At 57.8% G+C, this 18835-nt stretch carries 14 protein-coding genes; 10 read left to right on the plus strand and 4 right to left on the minus strand.

Annotated elements, in window-relative coordinates; genetic code table 11:
* Window position 1 precedes the first annotated feature (1 nt).
* The 3 genes from E6C55_RS13030 to E6C55_RS13040 all read left to right on the plus strand — a co-directional run bounded on the left by E6C55_RS13030 (window position 2) and on the right by E6C55_RS13040 (window position 3824).
* Window positions 2-772 carry a metallophosphoesterase family protein gene (locus tag E6C55_RS13030; protein WP_168735619.1) on the plus strand — a complete coding sequence of 257 codons (771 nt, stop codon included), beginning with the start codon at window positions 2-4 and terminating at the stop codon, window positions 770-772.
* 66 nt (window positions 773-838) lie between these two features.
* Window positions 839-2722 carry a metallophosphoesterase family protein gene (locus E6C55_RS13035; protein ID WP_136370238.1) on the plus strand — a complete coding sequence of 628 codons (1884 nt, stop codon included), beginning with the start codon at window positions 839-841 and terminating at the stop codon, window positions 2720-2722.
* 31 nt (window positions 2723-2753) lie between these two features.
* Entirely contained in the window at window positions 2754-3824 is a 1071-nt protein-coding gene (locus E6C55_RS13040; RefSeq protein ID WP_136370239.1) for a dienelactone hydrolase family protein, read from the plus strand.
* Between the two features lie 431 nt (window positions 3825-4255).
* On the opposite strand, the gene E6C55_RS13045 is transcribed toward E6C55_RS13040, so the two are convergent.
* The gene (locus tag E6C55_RS13045; protein WP_136370240.1) at window positions 4256-4981 is read right to left on the minus strand and encodes a response regulator transcription factor; all 726 of its coding nucleotides are present in this window, start codon (window positions 4979-4981) and stop codon (window positions 4256-4258) included.
* A gap of 6 nt (window positions 4982-4987) precedes the next feature.
* The gene (locus E6C55_RS13050) at window positions 4988-6937 is read right to left on the minus strand and encodes a sensor histidine kinase (RefSeq protein WP_136370241.1); all 1950 of its coding nucleotides are present in this window, start codon (window positions 6935-6937) and stop codon (window positions 4988-4990) included.
* A 190-nt stretch (window positions 6938-7127) separates the two neighbouring features.
* On the opposite strand from E6C55_RS13050, the gene E6C55_RS13055 reads away from it, so the two are divergent.
* From E6C55_RS13055 to E6C55_RS13085, 7 genes are all read left to right on the plus strand, one after another.
* Window positions 7128-8462 carry an ABC transporter substrate-binding protein gene (locus E6C55_RS13055; protein WP_168735620.1) on the plus strand — a complete coding sequence of 445 codons (1335 nt, stop codon included), beginning with the start codon at window positions 7128-7130 and terminating at the stop codon, window positions 8460-8462.
* Window positions 8463-8578: 116 nt separating this feature from the next.
* Window positions 8579-9451 (plus strand): carbohydrate ABC transporter permease, encoded by an 873-nt coding sequence (locus E6C55_RS13060; protein ID WP_136370243.1) that lies wholly within the window; start codon window positions 8579-8581, stop codon window positions 9449-9451.
* Window positions 9448-10275, plus strand: coding sequence for a carbohydrate ABC transporter permease (locus tag E6C55_RS13065; protein WP_136370244.1), 828 nt, complete (start codon window positions 9448-9450; stop codon window positions 10273-10275). The genes E6C55_RS13060 and E6C55_RS13065 overlap by 4 nt, the downstream gene beginning before the upstream one ends.
* Window positions 10276-10281: 6 nt before the next feature.
* Window positions 10282-11157 carry a helix-turn-helix domain-containing protein gene (locus E6C55_RS13070; protein ID WP_136370245.1) on the plus strand — a complete coding sequence of 292 codons (876 nt, stop codon included), beginning with the start codon at window positions 10282-10284 and terminating at the stop codon, window positions 11155-11157.
* A gap of 28 nt (window positions 11158-11185) precedes the next feature.
* The gene (locus E6C55_RS13075; RefSeq protein WP_136370246.1) at window positions 11186-12523 is read left to right on the plus strand and encodes an alpha-L-fucosidase; all 1338 of its coding nucleotides are present in this window, start codon (window positions 11186-11188) and stop codon (window positions 12521-12523) included.
* 64 nt (window positions 12524-12587) lie between these two features.
* A complete protein-coding gene (locus E6C55_RS13080; protein WP_136370247.1) occupies window positions 12588-13661 on the plus strand; it encodes a Gfo/Idh/MocA family protein in 1074 nt (357 codons plus the stop codon).
* A 23-nt stretch (window positions 13662-13684) separates the two neighbouring features.
* Window positions 13685-16108: a glycoside hydrolase family 95 protein gene (locus E6C55_RS13085; RefSeq protein WP_136370248.1), complete on the plus strand. Its 2424-nt coding sequence runs from the start codon at window positions 13685-13687 to the stop codon at window positions 16106-16108.
* Between the two features lie 55 nt (window positions 16109-16163).
* On the opposite strand, the gene E6C55_RS13090 is transcribed toward E6C55_RS13085, so the two are convergent.
* Window positions 16164-17786: a hypothetical protein gene (locus E6C55_RS13090; RefSeq protein ID WP_136370249.1), complete on the minus strand. Its 1623-nt coding sequence runs from the start codon at window positions 17784-17786 to the stop codon at window positions 16164-16166.
* A gap of 104 nt (window positions 17787-17890) precedes the next feature.
* Entirely contained in the window at window positions 17891-18559 is a 669-nt protein-coding gene (locus tag E6C55_RS13095; RefSeq protein WP_136370250.1) for a peptidylprolyl isomerase, read from the minus strand.
* Window positions 18560-18835: the final 276 nt, after the last annotated feature.

Here is an 18835-nt window from a genome sequence, read left to right on the forward strand (position 1 = left end):
GATGAAGCTGGCGATACTTGGCGATCTGCAGTTGGTGTCGCCCGACGAGCCGAGGGACGAGTTGCGGCGCAGACGCAAGCACTTCGCGGATGCGTGGCCTTCGTTCCGGCCGATCGCGGATCGAATCCGGAAGGAGTCGCCCGACTTGATTCTGAGCGTAGGGGACTTGGTCGACTGGTACAGCGTGGAGAACCGGGATTATGTTGCGGATCTGATGAATGGGCTCGGCATCCCGTGGGAAGCGACGCCGGGCAACCACGATTACTCCGTCTACACTTGGAGCCAGGAACGGGGAGCCTACGATTATTACAGCCAAGGGGAGAGATGGCTGGAAGCGGATCGAGGCTGGAAGGAAGGCGGCATCAACTTCGACAACCGGACGATTGACGTCGGGAATACGCGATTGATTCTGATGAACAGCGCGTTCAGCGGCGTGCTTCCGGGAACTCGCGAATGGTTGCGGGAGCAGACGAGATCCGAGCAGCGGAAAATATTGATTACCCACGTGCCTGTCGACATTCCGGAGGTAAGAGACTATATTCTGTCGATAAGTCCGGGACGCGAGCTTGCCAAGTATGTGCAGAGTCATGCTCCTTGGCTGTTCGACGAGTGCGTTCGCGGCCGAATCGGCGATGTCTATTCCGGTCACCTGCATCTTCCCGGCCGCATAACCGTTGACGGGACGTCCATGCATCTTCTGGGGCTTAGCACCATTAGCGTCGGTGCGACTTATCCCGGCATGGGACAGGTCACGTTCCTGAATATCGACTAGCCGGAGAAGACGGAGTTGGGCAGAGTCAGGAGCAGGGAAGCGGGAGCGTGAAGGAGACGGGATAGCTTGCGAATTGCGATCATAGGGGATTTCCATCTGCTGGAGGACGAATGGGAGCTGTCGGAGCGGGCAATGGACGATGTTCGGAACGCCGCTCCGGATCTCGTCGTGGCCCTGGGCGACTTCGGCACATACGGCAACATCGGTTCGCCGGCCGGTCTGGAGGAAGCGTACGGGCTGCTTCGGAGAACAGGATCGCCGATTCGGCCGATTCTCGGCAATCACGACCTGGAGCGGGAGTCGGGAGACGGGGCGCTGCCTCATGGAACGATGGCGGACGCTCTGATCCGAATCGGCCAATTGGCCGGAGAAGACGTCTATGGCGTCATCGAGCTGGAGAAGGTGCGTCTCTTGTTCATCTCGACGGAGCCGCAACCGGCGGAATCCTGTCATCAGGTTCAGGAATGTTATGTATCGGACCGGCAATTCGAGGAGTTGACGGCGCTTCTGGAGAAGCGAAGAGGGGTACCGATTATTGTGTTCAGCCATGCGCCGCCGATGGGAAGCGGCCTGCGTACCGTACCGGGCACGCATGTGCGGTCGACGAACGCTTATCTGGACCAGAATCACGATCCGGAGCGATGGATGAGATGGCTGCGGGATTACTCGGAGATCGTCATGTGGTTCTCCGCTCACTATCATCTTAGCCATCATTATCAGGATAGCCACACGTACCGGCACGGCACCCACTTTTTCCTGACGGGCGTTCACGGCAGTTGCACTCGCGATGGGTATCGGCAATCCAGGTTAGTCGACATTGGCGAGAATGAGACAACGGTCCATACGCTGGATCACGAACGCAGGGGGATACTCGCGAGTCAGAGCTGGAGCGAGGGGAGAACGCCGGCGGAATGGATGCTGCGGAAGCTGCTCAAGCGAACGGCTTCTTGTCCGGTAGGCGCGGGGCCGCTGCTCAGGAACGGTCTGCTTGCGCTGCCCGGCCAAGCGTTCATCGCGGCATCGGAGGACGGGTACTCATGGGAGGTGCGGCCGGAGCACGAGGCGGTCATGGGGACGCTCCATGTGAAGGCCAAGGCTCATGCGCTGGCTTATTCAGAGGGGAGGATCTGGTCGGCGTGGGGGCGGTGGCTCGGAGTCTGTGAGGCGAACGATCCCGGAAGATTCGTGCGGAAGGCGATAGGGGGAGTGCCGGAGCGAAGAACGGAGTTGGCCTCTCCCGTCGTTGTTCTGGCCGCCGGTCCGAATGGTGCGGTATGGTTCGCGAACGACTCGCATCTGTGGTTGGCGAAGCTTGAAGCGGGAGAGGCTGGCGGTGTCGGTGAGATCGCGCTCGTCAGGCTCGACTCTCTGCCGGGACCGGCAGAGAGTCTGGTTGCGGACAGCGGTTCATGCTGGCTGTTATCGAAAGGGCAAGCCTATCGCTGGAACGAGGAGGAGTGGGAATCTCTCGGTGTTGCCGGCAATGTTGTAGATATCAAGGCGCGAGACGGAGCGGTGACGCTGCTACTCGAGGAAGGCGGGAAGCTGCGTCTCCTGGATCGGCATGGCAACGGTGAGTCGTTGCTGGAAGTTCCGCTCCCGGGGACTAAGAGGGCCGGACAAGCGTACTCGCAAGAGAAGCCGCAAGAGGGTTCGCAAGAGGAATCCCAGGAGGAATCCCAAGAGGATTCATTCGCGATTCGGTTCCTTCCGCTCGATTCGCCCGGACGACGCTTCCTCTTCATGAGAAGAGGAAGGTTATATTATTGGGAACATGGCTGGTCGGAGGCGTGGAAGCTGGACACGGGGGAAGATGAGGTCGTCGCGCTGGCCTTGGCTCTTGGAAGAGAAGGCGAATCGGCCGAGCCGGCGTCAAAGTTCGCATTCGTCGTGCGCAGTGGGGACGACGATCCGGATCGTCTGGAATTGTGGGAGTCGGTTCGGCATTGACGCAGACAAGGAATGAGCGAGGGGAACGAATATGGGGAATGATCGGACGGGCGAACGTTTGTATAGAGAACCGGCCGGGGCGGCCAATGAACGCCGCGAACGGCAGTTCCTTCAGTTGGAACAGTACGTACGCTTGGCGAGAGAAGAAGCGGACCGGCGGAGGGAGCGGTTCTACCGACCGGATCTCCATTCTCCATCAGCCTTCGAGAGAAGCAATCATTCGTATCGGGAGAGGTTTATTCGCATGTTGGGCTGGCCGCTTGCGACATATTCCGACACAGCAACCGTCCCGGAAGCGGATATCGAGTTCGTCGGAGAAGACGAGTTGTCCCGTATCTATCGGTTGGACATTCGGGTGGATAGCCGCCTGAGCTTGTACGGACTGCTGTTCCTGCCTCTGACGGAAGGGCCTCATCCGCTCGTCATCGTCCAGCACGGCGGGGGAGGGACGCCCGAGTTATGCGCTGCATTCTACGAGAGCAGCAATTATAACGATATGCCGCGACGTTGCTTGAGGCGGGGCTTGGCCGTGTTCGCTCCGCAGCTCCATCTGTGGACACCGGAGCAAGGGCCGGAGAAGAAGCGGAAGGAATTCGATCATCAGCTAAAGCAGCTCGGAGGGTCGATCGCGGCGCTGGAGATTTATAAGCTGCGAAGGAGCCTGGACTATATGCAGGCGAGGTCTGATATCGACGGGGGGCGAATCGGAATATGCGGCCTCTCTTATGGAGGCTTCTACGCATTGTTCACGGCGGCCGCCGACACGAGAATCCGGGCCGTCTATACGTCCTGCTTCTTCAACGATCGCTTCCGATACGACTGGAGCGACTGGATCTGGCAAGATTCCGGCAACCTGTTCCTGGATGCGGAGGTGGCGGGGTTAGTCTGCCCGAGACCGCTCTATATCGAAGTAGGAAGCGAAGACGAATTGTTCGAGGCCGACTCGGCGGCTCGGGAATTCCGGAAGATCGAGCGGCTGTATGCTCAATTGAGGCTTCCTTATCGTTTGCAATTTAAGGTGTTCGACGGCAAACACGAGTTCGATCCGGCCGATGACGGCCTGCGGTTCCTGGAAGATGCGCTCGCCGGGCGCCTCGAATGAGGAATGAAGCCATGCGGCGGCGTTGGGAGGGATTCCTCCTGTCGTCGCCGTTCTTCGTTCCGCTGCTGTTCTTTATTGATACAATCCCCCTCCTTCGCAAGATGACTACCATATTATGGTGCAACCATAGGTGTTATCCTCCTTCTGGACGCTTATGTCTCTTCCCCCGCCGGCTCAGGAACCTCCCCTTGCGATCTTCGCCCCTTCCCTGCCGTCCCTCTTCGTGTACAGTGATCGCGCTCCGACGTCAGGTCGGGCTCGTTGTTGCCCCTGCACGCAGCGCAGAAGTACCCCGACCATCGTCATACATCGCCTATCGCCGTACCAAGCCCATCGCCGGGTATTCCCGGAGCATTCCTATCCTGAACGAGTGGGAGAAGAGGCATAATGCCAGCAGATGGGATGCAGCTCTGGAGGAGGGGATGGACGAATCACTTCTGATAATCTCGCGGCGTCACTCCCGTAGCTTGCTTAAAGATTCGGCTGAAGTAGAAGGGGTCGGGGTAGCCGACCTGCTCCCCGACGGTCTTCACGGGAAGGTCCTTGCGATGCTTGAGCAGGCGCTTGGCTTCGTTGATCCGCAGCGCGGCAATGTATTTGGATGGAGCCTCCCCGGCATGCTTAAGGAAGATCTTGCTCAGATAGGCGGATGAGAAGTTGAACTGCTTCGCAAGGTGTTCCAGGCTGATGTCTTCGTGATAGTGCCCTCGAAGATAGTGCTGGATCCGTTGCACCGTCTTCTCGCTGTCGTTGGCTTCGACCAGCGGCTCCAGCGACAACTGAGCCCGGACATCGTCGAGCATATCCGAGAGCTCCAGCAGCTTGAAGGGCTTGAGCAAATAGTGCTTGACGTTGAATTTCATTGCTTGACGGGCGTATTCGAAGTCGGCGTAGCCGCTGGCAATAATAACGGCGGTGCGAGGGAAGTAGTTGTGAACCTCCTCGATCAGCTTTAGTCCGTCCATGACGGGCATGCGAATGTCGGTGATGAGCAGTTGAGGCTGCAGACGCCGAATTAGTTCAAGCGCTTCCACGCCTTGAGCAGCTTCCCCGACGACGGAGAAGCACGGGCGGCTCTGCTCGATCTTGCGGACCAATCCGTTGCGGATCAGTTCTTCGTCTTCTACGACAACGGTCGAATACATGGCTGAGTTCATAATGGGTCACTCCTTGTCCAGTAGTCCTCCGATGACGACGGACGCGCCGCCTTCCGGATGGTTGCGGATGCAGAACAGCTTGTTCTCGCCGTAGATCAGGTTCAGTCGGGCGTAAATATTGAGCAGTCCCATGCCGTTCAGCTCAAGCGCAGGCAGGCCGCCCTCCTTCTCCAACGAGGCAAGCCTGGCGTTCAGCCTATGAAGCTGTTCCGGCTCGAAGCCTCTTCCGTAGTCTCGGACTTCCATCTGCCAATGGCTGCCGATCACCGAGCCGATGAGTTCGATGCGCCACGGAGGAGCCAGGGCGGAGCTGAACTTGATGCTGTTCTCGACCAGAGGCTGTACGATCAGTTTAGGAACGGTCTGCGTCAACAGCGCCTCCGGCACGGAGACACGGTAGGTCAGCCACTCACCGAAGCGGATCTTGTGGATATCGAGAAAGTGGATGGTGTGCTTCAATTCTTCTCCGAGCGGGACAAGGCGTTCCTTGGAGGCGATGTAGCGCAACAAGTCGGACATGTGTTCGATCGTCGAGATAAGTGGCTCGTTCATTCGCTGCTCGGCCATCTCCTGCAAGGTAGCGAGCGTATTAAATAGGAAGTGGGGATTCATCTGCGATTGCAGCGCGCTGATTCTCGCTTGCAGGCTCTGCGATTCAGCCCGCAGCAGATGGTCCAGGGAGAGCTTCAGCCGTTCGCTCATGCTCTGGAATGCGTCGTACAGCTCGTCAAGCTCGATGAAGCCGCTGTTCATTTTCTGCTGGGCAATGATGTTGGAACCGATCAATTCGAAGGAGAAGTTGCGAACGGCCCGCCGAATCCGGTAGATCGGATTGGTAATCTTGTTCGCCGCATAGAAGGAGAGCGCGATTCCAAGCGCGAGCAGGAGGAAGGCGGTTCCGAACAGTTGAAGCGTGAACCTCCTGAGAGAAAGGAACAGGTCGCTCTCAGACGTTGTCAGAATGGTTGTCCAGCCGGTTGCCGACGAGTAATGGAGCGACAGCAGCTGCTTCTCTCCCGTAACCGGATCCATGAAGGGCAAGCTGAGGGAGGAGTCGTTGCTGCGATCCGCAACGGCGGCAATGTCGCGGAATGTCTCGCTAAGCTCCGGGTCGCTCTCGAACGGATAAATGATGGAGCCTGCGGAATTCAGCACGTAGATATGACCGTCATACGGGTTGCTGTCGGCGAAGTCGGAGGCGCTTGCGAACACGCGGTACGCGTACTGCTTCACCTCGATGGCTCCGATCGGAACATTGTATTCGTTGTACAGCAGACGATAGAGCGAGATCGAATACTTGCCGTCCACAGACGAATAATACTTGGACAGCAGCAGGTCCGGAAGGGGATCGGAGACGATCTTGCCCGGAGCCTCCTGCAGCAATTGCGCAATAAAAGGTTTGTCTTCGGGGTCATAGGTCTGCTCGCGATTGTCGAAGCCGGTTCCATAATAGCGTCCGTTGAAGGAGTACAGATAGATCTGCTCCGCCAGACGGGAGGGGCCGATTATCGCCGTCAGCGCATCGGTCAGAACCTTGGCGTCGTTGTTCTGCTGGATGCGTTGCTGGGCGGCCGAGGAGGCGTCGTCAGCCGCAACTGAAGGAGTCGGGCTGTCGCTCCCCGGCGAATCGATGTTGCCGCCCTCGTCCCTGTCACCGTCCGAATCGGCGCTTGCGGCGCGGTCAACCGACAGTGCGTTGCCTGACATGTAGCTGGCGAAGCGCAGCTTAACCAGATTGGAATACATAACGTTCAGCGACACCCGATTCAATTGTTCGATCTGCTGAACAAGCTGCTCCTGAATGGAGGCGCCGAAGCTCTCCAATGTGCTCGTAGCCTGGTCTCGCAATTGTCGGGTAGACCAGGAATAGAAGCAGAGGACAAACGTAGCGAAGACGATCAGGATGATGGAGGAATACGTCAGGAACAGCGCGGTCTTCATCGTCTTGAAAATCATGATCTCTCCTCCAGAATGCTGCGCAGGACTAAACTTTAATCAATTATACCTCAATAAATTCATTATGTAAGCGGTTAAATTTAGATAAGTTTAGGAGTGATTCCTCTATGGAGGATGGAGCGCAGTTCAATATACTTATAGATATCATCCTTGGATGAGCAAGCGACAACTGAACAGGGGGAATAAAGGAATGAAGAAGTGGACGATCGTCGTGCCTGCCGCTCTTCTGGTCATGGCATCGGCGTTGACGGCTTGCGGCGGCGGCAGCGGCAGCGGCGACAACACTGCGTCGGAAGGGGCTTCAAATTCGAGCGGCAAAAAAAATATCACGCTGACCTACATGGCCAGTCAAGGCTGGATTAAGGATGCCGAGATGGAGCTTGCGAAGAAGTTTGAAGAAGAGACCGGAATCAAGATCGACTTCCAGAATGTCCCTTCCGATCAGTATTTCAACGTGCTGAAGACGAAGCTGAACGCAGGCGAAGGGCCGGATATCTTCGGAGGGCAAAGCGGCTACAGCGAAATTACGATGAATTACAACGTAGAGAGCAATGCCGTCGATCTGAGCGATCAGGAATGGGTGCAGCGTGAGGATCCGCTGTCCGTGGAGCAGCTTACCGCCAACGGCAAAGTGTATGCGCTTACGATCTGGGACACCTACAGCAGCTTCGTGGTCGCCTATAACAAGAAGCTGTTCAGTCAATTGAATCTGGACCTTCCGAAGACGTATGAGGAATTCAAGAATGCGGCGTTGACGATCCAGAAGACTGGCGTTACGCCGATCTACGAGCCGATCGCAGACGGCTGGCACCATGTGCTGTGGTTCGCCGAACCCGGGCCGAATTACGAGAAGCTGGAACCGAATCTGTACGACGATCTGAATCAGAACAAGAAGAAGTTCGTCGATAGCCAGGCGATGCTCGATTCCTTGACCCAATTCAAGGAAATGTACGATTTGGGCTTCTTCGGCGATAACGTCCTGTCCGATACCGGTTCCGATACGGTCGCCAAGCTTGGCAGCGGACAGTTCGCGATGAGTCTCGTAGCGCAAAGCGTGGCGCAGGAATGGTCGGATCAGTACGACGATTACGAGATCGAAGATATCGGCTTCTTCCCGATCCCGCTTACGGACAATCAGATCTACTACATCAATCCGGGCGGCCCGAGCAAGTTTATCTACTCCGGCTCCAAGCATATCGAGGAAGCGAAGCAGTACTTTGAATTCCTGACGAAGCAGGAGAATCTGCAATACATGGTGGACAACGATGCGACGATCTCCAACTTGAACTTCCCGGGTCTGAATAATAAGTATACGGCGGAGCAGCAGAAGCTGTTCGACAGCTACCCGGAGCGCGGAACGGATATTCAGGATTACGTTAACTACGTGAACCCGCAATGGATGGATATCGGCAAGGACATGGTCGCGATGCTGGCCGGCGTTATCGAGCCCATCGATGTGCTGAAGAGCATTGACGAGAGGCGCGAGAGCATGGCGAAGGTGGCACAGGATTCCAATTGGCAATAACCTGATGGCAATAACCTGAATTGATATGTTGACGACAAGATTAACAGGAGCGGGTTGGCAACGGCCGGATGCCGGTCGTTGCCAACCCGCATTGACCGAGAAAAGAGGGATTAGCGATGAATCGCGCCATGTATCCGTTCTATTTCGCCATCGCGGCCTTGATTGTTTATTCCGTTTTTTTTGTGATGCCGGGATTGATGGGCATTTACTACTCCTTCACGGACTGGAACAGTTACTCGAATGAGGTTCATTATATCGGCTTCGACAACCTGGCCAAGATCTTCGACGGCCAAGCGAAGTATCTCGGTTACATCAAAAACACGCTTGTGTTCATGGTCGCGACAGTCGTTCTCAAGACGGTTCTTGGCATGCTCTTCGCCATGATGCTGAATGACGGCATTCGGGCGAAGGGGCTTCATCGCGTCATGCTGTTCATGCCCTCGATTATTCCGATGCTCGTTGTGGGCCTGATCTTCAAGTCGATTCTGAATCCCGCTACGGGGCTGCTGAATGAATCGCTGCGGACGGTCGGCCTCGAATTCATGACGCAGAAGTGGCTGACCGATCTGAATTGGGCGTTCAAATCGATCATTGCGGTAGATGTGTGGAAGGGGGTCGGCTACATTATGATCATTCTGCTGGCCGGCCTGCAATCGATCGATAAAACCTACTATGAGGCTGCCTCTATCGATGGAGCCAACTTCTGGCAGAAGCTGCTGCACATTACGCTTCCGCTTATCATACCGGCTCTGATGGTGACAACGGTGCTGAATCTGCTTCATGGCCTCAAGGTGTTCGAGGTCGTCTACGTGCTGACGAACGGCGGTCCCGGCTACGCGACGGATGTTATGTACACGGCAATCTTCAAGGAATTCTCCACGGGCAATTACGGCATGGGGACGGCGCTGTCCTCCGTTCTGTTTATTGTTATGACGGTGCTGGGTTACTTCGTTGTACGCCTGATGTCCAGAGAGGGGAATGAATCATGATGGGTGTGAACAAGGCTCTGCTGCCGGCGCTGCGCAATGCTGTGGCCTGGATTCTGAGCGCTGTCATGTTTGTCCCGCTTCTGCTTGTCGCGGTCAATTCGCTGAAGACCAAAGCCGAAGCGAACGGGATGAAGCTGTCGCTGCCGAAGGCGTTCCAATGGTCCAATTACTCGATCGTCATCGAGGAAGGGAAGCTGGTTCGGTCGTTCTTCAACAGTCTTCTGTACGCATGCGGAGCGACGGTCGGCAGCATCCTGCTTGCGTCGTTGGCCGCTTATGTCTTCTCCCGACATCGGACCCGATTCAACAAGGGGATGTACTTCTATCTTATTATGGGCATTGCGATGCCGACCAACTTCGTTACTTTGATGAAAGTGATGCAATGGACGCATCTGCTGAACACGCAGCTCGGAATCATTCTGATTCTGACGGCCTCGAGCATTCCGTTCAGCGTGTTTCTGATCCACGGCTTCATCGGAGGCGTTCCACGCGAGCTCGACGAAGCGGGCGTTGTCGACGGCTGCTCGCCGATCCGGCTGTTCCTGGCGGTTGTGATGCCGCTGCTGAAGCCAGTGCTGGTCACGGTGGCCATTCTGAACTTTATGGGGACATGGAGCGACTTTATCCATCCGCTCTACTTCCTGAACAATTCGGACAAGTGGCCGATGACGCTGGCCGTGTACAACTTCTTCGGCCGATTCCAGGTCAACTGGAATCTCGTGTCGGCGGACATTGTTCTGACAACGCTCCCGGTCGTTGTCATCTATCTGTTGGGGCAGCGGTTTATTATTTCCGGGATGACGGCCGGTTCGGTCAAGGGGTAAGCCGTTATGAGGGAGCCGTGGCTGAAGGAGATGCGGGAATGCGTCGGCTGGGATGCGAGCTGGAGCCAGGTTCGTCGTTGGATGACGCTGGAGGGACGGGGCGAGCATGTGGATCTGCTGTGCCTTACGGCAGGCGCAGCTTATATGCAGCGGGAGGGGCCGAAGCGGCAGTTGGAGGTTGGCGACTTCGTGATCGGCGGGTTGTCGGGCGAAGCGCTGACCATCATTCCGAATGGAGCGAACGGCTGCCGGCTGCTGCATATTCGTCTGGCCGTGGAGCTGCTGCCCGGATTGCCGCAGGGGGGCAAGCTGCTTGCCTTGCTCTATGGGGCCTGCGGAAGCGACACGATAGAAGCAAGCTCTGCCTGTACGCGGGAGATGCGACGCTCGGCGGAAGCTCTGGCGGATTGGTGCGGGGCAGCGGACCATGCCGGCGCGTCGGGGCGGATCTTGCTTCAGTACTCGAAGCTGGTTGAACTGCTCGGCTATCTGCTCGAAGGGCTTGGCGAGGATACGGCGCACCCTGCACAGAGGAATACGGTGTATTGCTCAGCCCGCGAGAGCTTGTTCGAAGCGGTAGCCTTTATCGTCGAGCATATTACGACCGATCTCGACATGACAGAGATTATTCGCACAAGCGGGCTCGGGAAGACGCCATTCTATGAGGAATTCCGAATGTTGACCGGAATGAGTCCTCGGGTATTTATCCGTCGGCTGCGCATTCAGATGGCGCGGAGGCTGTTATGCACTTCGAATTTAAGTGTAACTTCTATCGCCTACGAGTGCGGGTATCGTTCTTTGAATTATTTTCACAAGCAGTTTAAACAGCAATATGAGGTCACGCCGAGAGAATATCGCAAGCGGGACAGAACGACAGGCTAAGGCCAACGTCGAAGGAGTGGTGAGCAAGATGGCTGACGCCAAGGAGCAGGCGAACGTGTCGGACAGACATGCCTTGTTGACGAACGATCCTCGCACCGAATGGTTCGCGGAGGCGCGGTTCGGACTTTATATTCACTGGGGGCTGTACTCGCTCGGTGCGCGTCACGAATGGATGCGCTGCAGAGAAGCAATGAGCAATGAGGAGTACGAGAAGTACTTCCGGCGATTCGATCCCGATCTGTACGCACCGGAGAAGTGGGCCAAGCTGGCGAGCGATGCGGGAATGAAGTATATGGTCGTGACGGCCAAGCATCATGAGGGCTTCTGCCTCTGGGATTCCAGGCTGACCGACTACAAGAGCACCAACACTCCTTGCGGGGCGGATCTGCTAAGACCGATGCTGGAGGCGTTCCGGGCAGAGGGTATTCGTACCGGGTTGTATTATTCGCTTCTGGATTGGCATCACCCGGATTATACGATCGACGTCAAGCATCCGATGCGGCACGACAAGGATTATGCGGCGAAGGATTCCGGGCGTAATTGGCAAAATTACGTGGACTACATGCACGGGCAAACGAGGGAGCTGCTGACGGAATATGGCGATATTGATGTCCTGTTCCTCGACTTCTCCATTCCCCCGGAGCAGGGCTTCCCCGGCAAGGGCAAGGAGGAGTGGCAGAGCGAGCGATTCGTGGAGATGGTGTCGACGCTGCAGCCTCGCACACTGATCAACGATCGCCTCGGTGTGCCGGGCGATATTACGACGCCGGAGCAGTATCAGCCGCGGGAATGGATCAAGATCGACGGCAAGCCGGTGCTGTGGGAGGCGTGCCATACGTTCAGCGGCTCCTGGGGCTATCATCGGGACGAACAATCCTGGAAGACCACGGAACAGTTGTTGCGCATGCTGATCGACACGGTCGGCAAGGGAGGCAACTTCCTGTTAAATGTCGGTCCGAACGCTCGCGGCGAGCTGGATGAGAGGGCGGTGGAGCGATTGGAGGAGATCGGCGTCTGGATGAGGAAGCACGCCCGCTCCATTCATGGATGCACGGCGGCGCCCGCCGCGCTTCCGGCCTGCCCGGAGGATTGCCGGTTCACTTACAATCCGCGAACCCGCCGACTGTATCTGCATTTGTTCGCTTGGCCGTTTAAGCAGCTTCATCTGGAGGGCTTCTCGGGGAAGGTCGAATATGCGCAGCTGCTGGATGATGCGTCCGAAATTATTATGATCGAGGGAGAGAAGCGGCTCACGATGGAAGCGGGAGCGTTCGATGAAGGGCGCCCGGCGAGTATGCTGACGCTGCAATTGCCGGTGAAGAAGCCGAAGGCAATTATTCCGGTTATCGAGCTGTTCTTGAAGTAGAAGCGCCTGTGTCCAAAGCAAGAGCAAGCGCTAAGCCTTATTGAGGAAGCGGGAGGAGATCATCATGAAGCAAACCTATCGGATGGGTGTTATCGGTCTGGGCGAGGGGCGCAGCATCATGTCGGCTGCGCTGCAAAGCGAACGATGGGAGTTGAAGCAGGTATGCGATTTGAACGAGGAACTGTGCAGACAACGGGAGCGGGAATTCGGATTCCCTCATTGGACAACGTCATATGAACAGATGCTGGACAGCGACGAGATTGACGTTATTGCGATCTATACCCCTGACCAGCTTCACTTCACGCACATCGTTCAGGCGATTCGGGCCGGCAAGCATGTCATCTGCACGAAGCCGGTTCTGCCTTCGCTGGATGACGCCGCGAAGCTGCTCGCCTTCATGAACGAGAGCGATCGCAAGCTGTTCATCGGGCAGAGCACCCGATACTTCGAGCCGATGCTTCGGCAGCGGAGCGACTTCGAAGCGGGCAAGCACGGAGAACTGTCCGTGGTGGAGGCGCACTATATTACGGACGGGCGCTGGTTCCTGGACAAGGGCTGGAGTCGGCAGCAAGGCTTCAGTTGGTTCTACGGGTTTATGATTCATGCGGTCGATCTTGTCCGTTGGTATCTCCCCGATGTCTCGGAGGTGTCCGGTTATGCGCTGACGAGCGCGAATACCCGCGCCTTCGGACTGGAGGCATGGGATTCGCTGCGCTTCACGGCCCGCAACGAAGCGGGGCAGATCGCCACTCTGGCCGGAGATTATGCGCTTCCGACGCTCGGGCAGCATGCCCAGTCGCAGATCGGCTGCGTGCTTCGCGGCACCGAGGGCGTCTCTCGAGCCGAGTATTCCAATCTGGTTTACTATACGAACTTCGCGGAAGAAGGTCCGAAGGTGCATTCCTTACACGACAGGGAGTCCTACTACTTCCGGTTCGAGAACAGGAGCCATCATGCCGGCGAGTATCAAAACTACATCGAGCACTTCGCCGACTGTCTGGACCGGGGAGAGACGCCGCTGCCGGATGCCGCGGAAGCCGTTCGCACGCTGGCGCTGATGGAGGCAATGACCCGGAGCGTCAAGCGCGGGGGGCAGCCGGTTCGTCTGGCGGAAGTTGTCGCCGATTACGGACTGTAGACATGGCAGGAGGCTTCAAGGGCATGGAACTGGCTTATGATCGGCCGGCTCGGACATGGACCGAGGCGCTGCCTGTCGGCAATGGCCGGCTTGGCGGCATGGTGTTCGGAGGAATCGACAGGGAGCTTATCTCCCTGAACGAGGATACGCTGTGGTCGGGTTATCCGCGTGACTGGAACAACCCTCGTGCGCTTGAAGCGCTGGCCGAGGTTCGCCGAGCCGTTCTGGAGGAACGCTACGAGGACGCGGAGCGGCTAAGCAAGGCGGGCATGATGGGGCCGTACACCCAGGCGTACATGCCGCTGGGGGATTGGCATATCCGCTTCCATCACGGCCACTTCGCCGACGGCTATCGGCGCTCGCTTGATCTGGAGAAGGCTTGCGCGAATACCTCTTATGAGATTGGCGGCGTTGCCTACACCCGCGAGTTGTTCGCATCGGGCCCCGATCAGGCGCTTGTTTGCCGTCTGGTCAGCAGCAAGCCGGGCATGCTCGATCTGACCGCATGGCTGGACAGCCCGCTGCGGTCGACGACAGTCTGGAGCGACGGAACGCAGGAGGAAGCGTATTATGCGGTGCGGGGCGATTGCCCCAGCGAGGTCAGTCCCGATTATACATTCGATCCGGTGCCGATCAAGTACGACCCTGAATCGGCAAGCCGCACTGTCTCCTTCGAAGGCAGATTGGCATGCCGGGCCGATTCGGGAGCCGAAGTGAGCGTCAATCATACGGGCATTCGGATTCGGGGGGCGACGGAGGTGCTATTCGGCTTCACTGCCGGAACGAGCTTCGCCGGCTTCGACCGGATGCCCGACAGCGAATCGTTTCCACCGGGAGAGCTCGCGGCAAGCCGTCTTCGGGAGGCGCTGGCGAAGCCGTACCCGGAGCTGAAGCGGCGGCACGAGCGAGAGTATCGGGCGTTGTTCGACCGCTTCAGCCTCCGATTGGGACCTGTGCCGTCCGACGATCGAAGGAGAGCGACGACAGACGAGCGGCTTTGGAAGCACGGGGCGGAGGATGCGGAGCTTGTCGCGCTGTTCGTGCAATACGGCAGGTATCTGCTCCTGTCGTCCTCGCGTCCGGGAACGCAGCCTGCCAATCTGCAGGGCATCTGGAATCAGCACGTTCGTCCGATCTGGAGCTGCAATTATACGCTTAACATCAACCTGCAGATGAATTATTGGCTGGCGGAGCCGACGAACCTGAGCGAATGCCACGAGCCGCTGCTGCAATTCGTGGAGGATCTGTCCGTTACCGGAGAGGAGACAGCGCGAATTCATTATGGCTGTCAGGGGTGGGCGGCACACCACAATTCGGACGTGTGGCGGCAATCCGCTCCTCCCGGCAATTACGGGGACGGCAATCCGTTATGGGCGAATTGGCCGATGGGCGGGGTGTGGCTCTGCGCGCATCTGTGGGAGCATTACTTGTTCACGGGAGACGAGGAGTTCTTGCGAACCAGGGCGTATCCGGTGCTGCGGCAAGCCGCCCTGTTCTGCCTCGATTGGCTGACGCCGGACGGGCGGGGGATGTATCGGACCAACCCCTCCACCTCGCCGGAGCACCGCTTCCGGCTGCCTGACGGAAGGACGCCGGCGCTTACGGTATCCTCCACCATGGACATCAGCCTCATTCGCGAATTGTTTGTTCATTGCGTGGACGCGGCCGAGCTTCTTGGTCTGTCGGAACCGCTTCTGCCACTGCTGCGAGCAAGGCTGACTGAATTGCCGGCCGCGAAGATCGGGAGCCGCGGGAACGTTCAGGAGTGGTTCCATGACTTCGAAGACGAAGACGAGGAGCACCGGCACGTCTCGCACTTATACGATCTGTATCCCGGTTCAGCCTGGGGCCGGAATCGGCATGCTCATCTGTACGAAGCGGCAAGGCGGAGCATGGAGCTGCGGGGCGATGGAGGAACCGGGTGGAGCCTGGCTTGGAAAATCGCGCTAAGAGCGAGGCTTCGCGAAGGGAATCGAGCCTATGCGCTCATTCGCAGACTGCTCTCCCCGGTTGAAGACGACGGGGTCATGGACTTCACCAGGGGAGGGGTCTACGCGAATCTGTTCGACGCGCATCCGCCGTTCCAGATTGACGGCAACTTCGGAGCGGCCGCCGGCATCGTCGAACTGCTGCTTCAATCGCACGAAGGGACAATCGAACTGCTCCCCGCCTTGCCTGACGCCTGGCCGGAGGGCGAGCTCGCAGGGGCGAAGGCGAGAGGCGGCTTTACCGTCGATATCGAGTGGGAGCAAGGGAGACTGAAGCGAGCCTTCCTTCTATCATCGGCAGATCGGCTGCTGCGGGTTGCGGCCGGGCAGCCGTTCCGGCTGCTGTGCGCCCGTTCTGGCTCGACGCTGACGGCCGAGCCGGCAACCGAGCAGACGATTGAGACGAAGAAAGGCTTGCTTTACGAAGTCAGACCGGAGGCGGAAATTCAGGAGCAATAAAGCTTGACTGGCCTTCCTCTGCTCTGCATGAGCTGAATGCTCGCCATCGGGCTTCTCATTCCACTTCAAGGTGGAGCGAGAAGCCTTCGTCATCTGCGGGCGATATGCGAACCGCATGATCTCCGAATCGCTGCCTCCATAGACCGGGCGAGCCGAGATGGGGAGCGGCCAACTCCCGGGCCGCGTCGTTCAGCAAATGATCGGTCGGCAGCCAGACGCCTCCTCCGGCGAAGCGGCGCGGATGGCGAAGCTCCCGAGGCAGCAGCCATTCGCAGGCAATGACATCGGTTCCCAGAGCGGCGAGCTTCACGCAAGCGGACAGTGTCTCCTCGCTGATATAACTGCCGGTCAGAATAAGGAGAGATGGAGAACCCAGCGCCTCTTCATCGGCGTAGGCGTCGAAGGCAAGTACACTGTTCGCCGGCTGGAAGAGCGGATGGATCGGCTTGCCGTAGGCCCTATCGGGAACGCCCTCCCGCAGCGGGTAGCGAATGAAGTCAGGGGCGAATTGCAGCGCATGGCGCGGGAAGTGGAAGCCCGGGATATGCAGGCAGCTTCCATGAAGGGGGATGGCTCCGTGCGTCGCCAGATGCCAGGCATGGAAGACGGATTGGCTGCTCTCCGCCATCGGCAGCTCCCGAATGCCGTATGGACGTTCGTTCTGGCCATAGTTGCTGTCGTCGGAATGGACAATCGCGATATCGGCGCGTGCCTGCCGATGATCGTACGGCAACGGGTTCGCGGGTACGTAGTCTTTAACGAATTGCCGCCACTCTTCACCGAACTCGGTCGCCTCCGGCTTCCCGGCTTCGTTCATTCGCAGAAGTCCGTCGACATTCTCCGTGAATAGGTGAGAAGGTCCCATATGATAACCGAGACGCAGCGCGGAAGCGAATTCGGCGGGCGAATGGCCAGGGAAGCCGGGGACCCGCGTCAACCACGGTCCCGTGTCCGGGCCCCACAGATCGGCGCAGACCCAGAGGCCCTTATGATACTGCTTCGCCGCTCCTAGCGCGGTTCCGAGCTGGAGAGCATGGAACGATTCCTTCATGATCTTGGGCGTAGGCGTCATGCCGGCTCGGGCGTGACTGTGGAACAGAGTCGGGAATACTTGCTCGGCCAGAACGGGAAGCTCGCCGGCATTAGCCTTCCGGAGCGAAGCCAGACACTTCGATACCTGATCTGTGAACCGCTCGTTCGCTTCTCTTAAGGTAGTCGCTTGCAATCGGCCCCAATGCGGAAGCCAGTCCCGCTTGCGGTATTGGCTTGCATTGATCTGAAGATGCTCCGGTTCGTCGTATAATAGAGCTTCCAGCACACCGCTCCGAAGAAGCGGCTCAAGAGCCTCACGGGGAATGTCGTAGCGGTTGGTCTCATCCGCCCACGGACCGTTGATATTGCCGTATTCGTTGCCGATCACAAGTCCGAGACCCGTTCGTCGGCAGTCTTCAATTAATTCGGGCAGCTCCCGCATGTCAGGGAACAAGTGATGCACATAAAATTCGGCGCCAAGCTCCTTAAGCGCCGATGTATACGCTCCTGGGGCGATGTCCGGCTCCTGGGCGGGAATCATTCGTCCGGTGCCGGTTCGCATAACGGTCATTGAAGCTTCCGCATTCCAGGGATCGTTCCAGGCCAACACGGGGCCTTGTATGCCGAACCGAGGCTGACGGATCATTCGATCTCCTCCATTCGTTCGAGATACAGCAATCGTAGCACGAAGAAGTCGGAGATTCCTGCTCGGCAGGACGTCTATTTAGGAAGGTTTGTCCGGGCTTATGCTCAGGAAGTGATCTTCTCCGGTTCCGGATAATCGACGCCGAGCGTATCGACGGTTACCTTCTTCATGACGGGTGCGGTGACCGGCTTGGACAGCTCGCCATATCCGTTGTCCACGGTAGGCTGCTTCGACAGTTCTTCCACGACGTCCAATCCTTCCGTTACCTTGCCGAAGGCGGCATACAGCGTATCGAGCGAATCGACCGTGCTGACCATAATGAAGAATTGGGACCCGGCGCTGTCCGGGGAGGTCGAACGGGCCATCGACAGAACCCCCGGTTCGTGAAGCAGCTTGTTTGTGACGCCGTTGTTCGCGAATTCTCCCTTGATCGAGTAGCCGGGACCGCCGGTGCCGTTGCCGTCGGGATCGCCGCCCTGGATCATGAAGCCGGCATATAATCGATGGAACGTTAATCCGTCATAAAAACCTTTTTGGACCAGGGAGATGAAGTTGTTGACGGTGATCGGGGCGACTTCCGGATAAAGCTCCGCCTTGATGATCTTGCCGCTGTCCATCTCGATGGTTACGACCGGGTGACTGGCGTTCGGATCGACGCTGCCGCTCGGGGCGCCAGCCTTCTTATTATCGTTGCCGCACCCCGCGAGGAGGACGGAGATCAGGGCGATCGCAGCGAGCAGAAGCGGGATTGACTTGCGCGAATGAGAGTGCATGAATGGGGAAGGCCTCCTTATAATGATCACGCCGAAGACGTTATCTTGTTCAACCTGAATCATAGCATAAGTGAGGCGGCAATATCCATTGTTCGGATCGGTGCGGAAGGGGGCCGGAGCGGGACGGGAGCGGTGCCGAAGGAACCGGTCTGAACGTGTTTCTTCTATATAATATGTGTTGGGACTAGCATGCCCGATGACGAACGGAACGATCTCCGGCGGCTGTCATGAAAACATTAAAAATTTGTTGCAATTGCCTGGGCAGATCGCTATAAT

Origin of the sequence: Cohnella fermenti (assembly GCF_004801405.1) — a bacterium.
GTDB classification, from domain to species: Bacteria; Bacillota; Bacilli; order Paenibacillales; family Paenibacillaceae; genus Cohnella; species Cohnella fermenti.